This is a genomic window from Acinetobacter sp. YH12070, assembly GCF_013419625.1.
In the GTDB taxonomy this organism is placed as follows: domain Bacteria; phylum Pseudomonadota; class Gammaproteobacteria; order Pseudomonadales; family Moraxellaceae; genus Acinetobacter; species Acinetobacter amyesii.
The window spans coordinates 1-4,090 of record NZ_VOZT01000111.1; the positions used below are offsets into that span (position 1 = coordinate 1).

3 protein-coding genes and 4 tRNA genes are annotated in these 4,090 nt (G+C 40.8%); 1 reads left to right on the plus strand and 6 read right to left on the minus strand.

The window, feature by feature from the left end; all coding sequences use genetic code 11:
• Positions 1–136 precede the first annotated feature (136 nt).
• Positions 137–709, plus strand: coding sequence for a YiiX family permuted papain-like enzyme (locus tag FTU17_RS16905; RefSeq protein WP_373684082.1), 573 nt, complete (start codon positions 137–139; stop codon positions 707–709).
• A gap of 66 nt (positions 710–775) precedes the next feature.
• Here the strand turns inward: FTU17_RS16905 and FTU17_RS16910 are convergent.
• From FTU17_RS16910 to FTU17_RS16935, 6 genes are all read right to left on the minus strand, one after another.
• A tRNA-Glu gene (locus FTU17_RS16910) sits at positions 776–851 on the minus strand.
• 58 nt (positions 852–909) lie between these two features.
• Positions 910–985, minus strand: a tRNA-Glu gene (locus FTU17_RS16915).
• A 24-nt stretch (positions 986–1,009) separates the two neighbouring features.
• Positions 1,010–1,085, minus strand: a tRNA-Glu gene (locus FTU17_RS16920).
• A gap of 132 nt (positions 1,086–1,217) precedes the next feature.
• Complete coding sequence (locus tag FTU17_RS16925) at positions 1,218–2,123, minus strand: alpha/beta fold hydrolase (RefSeq protein ID WP_111885776.1); 906 nt, start codon at positions 2,121–2,123, stop codon at positions 1,218–1,220.
• Positions 2,124–2,232: 109 nt separating this feature from the next.
• Complete coding sequence (locus FTU17_RS16930; protein WP_180040731.1) at positions 2,233–3,651, minus strand: amino acid permease; 1,419 nt, start codon at positions 3,649–3,651, stop codon at positions 2,233–2,235.
• Between the two features lie 125 nt (positions 3,652–3,776).
• Positions 3,777–3,852: transfer RNA gene (locus FTU17_RS16935), tRNA-Glu, on the minus strand.
• Positions 3,853–4,090: the final 238 nt, after the last annotated feature.

The following is a 4,090-nucleotide window of genomic DNA, read 5'->3' on the forward strand; positions in this document are numbered from 1 at the left end:
CATGAGAAAGCCCATATAAATGGGTAATGTACAAGTTGCTGTAGAAGCATGTTTAATTCGTCTGATCACAGATACTTTATAAAGTATTTTAATACTTTTTTGAATCAGTCAATGCGTAAGTCCTATATTAATAGTCATTCTTTCGGGGCTCAGTTCTGCCCTCTATGCCCAGTCCGTATTTCAGACGGGAGATATTATTTTTCATATCTCAAAGTCACAACAAAGTTTAAGCATTCAAAAGGCCACACATTCGCCCTATAGTCACATGGGCATGATCGTAAATAAAAATAACCAAACCTGGGTGCTTGAAGCTATTCAACCTGTGCAATATACCGCTTTAAATCAATGGATCGCACGTGGGGAGAATGCTCACTATGTGGTGAAAAGGCTCAAACAACCCTTAAATGTGCAGCAGAAAACGAAGCTGGTGCAACATGCGGAAAAGTACTTGGGCAAACCCTATGATATATATTTTGAATGGGATGACCGTGCAATTTACTGTTCTGAAATTGTTTGGAAAGCTTATCAGCATGCTTTAGGAATCGAACTTTCTCCATTACAACAACTGAAACAATTTGATTTAAAACAAAATGAAGTCCAGCGTCTAATGCGGCAGCGCTATGGTCAAAATATTCCGCTGAATGAGCAGGTGATTGCCCCTAAGGCCATTTATGATTCAAAACTATTAAAAGAAATATTTAGAAATTAAGGCAATAAAAAAGCCCAAGTCGCAATGCTTGAGCTTTTTAATGAGTGGTTAAAACCAACTCGAATATGGCGTCCCTACGGGGATTCGAACCCCGGTTACCGCCGTGAAAGGGCGATGTCCTAGGCCTCTAGACGATAGGGACAGTACAGAAAGCAAATTTTAAAACCGTTTATTTTAGTCTAAGTTTTTAGACTAAATAATGGCGTCCCTACGGGGATTCGAACCCCGGTTACCGCCGTGAAAGGGCGATGTCCTAGGCCTCTAGACGATAGGGACTTAATAAAATGTACTTCTGAAAATTGGCGTCCCTACGGGGATTCGAACCCCGGTTACCGCCGTGAAAGGGCGATGTCCTAGGCCTCTAGACGATAGGGACGTTTCAGAGGTGGGCGTATATTAGGGTGAAAATCGGGGGGTGTCAAACGCTTTTCTATAAATAAATTCAGTTTTTGTTGTTGAGTGCATAAAATTAAAACAATTTGCTAAAAATGTTTGAAAAATACATTATTTATGTCGGTTTTTTCAACACTTGTAAGATTGTAGCAATAACTTCTGGATGCGTTAAATATCCAGCAATATCGTGTGGGTGTTCAATCGATGTCTGAATTTGCTGGTTGATAATGGCGGGTTGAAAATCAAATGGTGCCTGACTCAGTGGAAAAGCGCTGAGAAAATCATCATGTGAATAAAAGTTTAACCAATCGCCTGAAATTGCATCAGGTCGCTGTAAAGGCTGAGGTAAGTGGGCTTGGATGACACGAAAAGCCAAAGGTGAGCCCAAGGTGATAAAGCGCTGTATGTTGAGTTCAGGATGTAACAGTAAAAAATGATACGCAATCACGCTACCTAGCGAATGTGCAATCAACAGGGTGGGTTTCGTTTGATGTAATTGCTCATGCAGACGAGTATGAACTGCCTGAATAAAGTGTGGATTGGATAAATAGAGATAAGTTTCGACCAAAAATTTATGCAAAAGTGTGGCATGTAATTTTGGGAAATAATTCATTAAAACTGCAAAATCGCGTAGGGCAAGATCTTTGCCAAGTGCAGTGATCGATTTGAATGACTGGCTCAATCCAATAGCATCATTGAGGGTGATGTCAGGTAGATTGTTTTGTACGGCATGATGCTCAAGTACTTTTGGTGATTTTTCTGGGAGTTCAGTGCGATGGATAAACGGAAAATGTGGCCACGTTTGAGGTGTCAAGGTGCTGGCTTGAAGCATATTCTGCAAATGATAACGCGTGAGTAAGTCTCCATAAAAAGGCATGCGCATATGGTGCTGTATATACGATAAAAAAGTCTCTTGATGGCTTTGCTTTAAGCCTTGAGACAACAGTGCAAGCCAATGCTGTTCGAGCGAACGTGCAGTTTGTTGCTGTTGATTCATGCCATGGATAAAGATGATCTGCATATTGCACCTCATCGACGGACCAGTTTTTATTCTACTTTTATTAAAATATAGCCATAAAAAAAGAGCAACCGAAGTTACTCTTTTATCGTGTTTGGTATGACAACGCAGATCAATCTTTGTTGTGATACAAGGTGTAGTAGCTGATATAACACGCCACAATGAAGATCATACAGCAGATAAAGCCAGTTAACATTTCTGGGTCAAATACCATACTAATACAGGTAATAAGACAGAATACAAAACCGAGTATCGGCACGATTGGGAAGAGTGGTGCAGCAAAAGCTAAATCTTTTGCAGTTTTGCCTTCTTTATACCACTGACGGCGGAAGTTGAATTGGCTTAAACAAATACTCATCCATACCACCACCATGGTAAATGCCGCGACACCTAACAAGTTTTTGAAGATGGTTTCTGGTGCAAATTGCTCAGAAAGTAAGCCCGGCATACCACCGATCATGGTCACAATCACGGCAACATAAGGAATACCCCGCGAGTTCACTTTAGAGAACACTGCAGGTAATTGCTTACTATAGGACAATGACCACATCATTCGAGATGCAGCAAATAAACCTGAGTTTGCAGCAGAAAGTAGGGCTGTGATAATCACAAAGCGGATAATGTCTTCTGCATAAGGAATACCAATGTGCTGGAATACCGTTACGAAAGGTGAACTACTTACACCTTCGGCAGATAAGCCGGCCTCTTGGTGTGGTAATAGTGCAGTAATAACAACAATGGTACCCACAAAGAAAATCAATAAGCGGAAAATCGCCGTGTTAATGGCTTTAGGCACATTTTTCGCTGGATCTTTGGTTTCACCCGCAGCAACACCAATCAGTTCAGTACCTGAGAATGCAAAGTTAACAATCAACATTGTAGCGAAGATTGGGAACAAACCTTCAGGGAACCAGCCTTGTGCAGTGAGGTTGCTAAACAGCGGTGCAGCTTCATAGCCTTGATAGCCTAAAACACCAAAAATGGCCAATAGACCTAAAATAATAAAGGCTACAACGGTAATCACTTTGACTAAAGCTAGCCAAAATTCAGATTCAGCAAACCATTTGGTTGAAATCATATTCAAGCAGAATACAAAAGCACCAAAGATTAAGGTCCACATCCACATAGAGCTGTCTGGGAACCATTCCTGCATTAAAAGTGCAGCAGCGGTAAATTCAGTTCCTAGCGTTACTGACCATGTCAGCCAATAGAGCCAAGTGATGGTATAACCCGTACCAGGTCCGATATAGCGTTTAGCATAAGCGCCAAATGAACCAGATTCTGGCATATGTACAGCGAGCTCGCCTAAGCAAAGCATCACCATATAGGCGATAATACCGCCTAAAAAATACGAAATAATGGCACCTACAGGCCCCGTTTGTGCAATGACTTCACCCGAACCAAGAAATAAACCAGTACCGATTGCGCCGCCAAGCGAAATCATCACCAGATGTCGAGTACTCATAGCGCGTTTTAACGGCGCAGAATTGCCCTGATGCGAAGCATCATTCGGAGAATGTGATGACTGCATAGAGAAAAAGGAGAATCAAATAATGAAGCGAGTAATTGTAGAGAAGAATGCAATGATGATGCAATCAATTAATATAAATTATAGATAAATAAACTTTAAGTTTGTCTCAGAGCTGACAGAAGAATTGGCGTCCCTACGGGGATTCGAACCCCGGTTACCGCCGTGAAAGGGCGATGTCCTAGGCCTCTAGACGATAGGGACGTTTTGAGGTGGGTGTATAGTACATAGCCCATCTATATTTGTCAAAATAGAGTTTCATTGTTATATTCTAAATGTATATAAATAAAACAAAAACAGAATTTTTTTAATGAAAATAGGACTTACGCATTGACTGATTCAAAAAAGTATTAAAATACTTTATAAAGTATCTGTGATCAGACGAATTAAACATGCTTCTACAGCAACTTGTACATTACCCATTTATATGGGCTTTCTCATG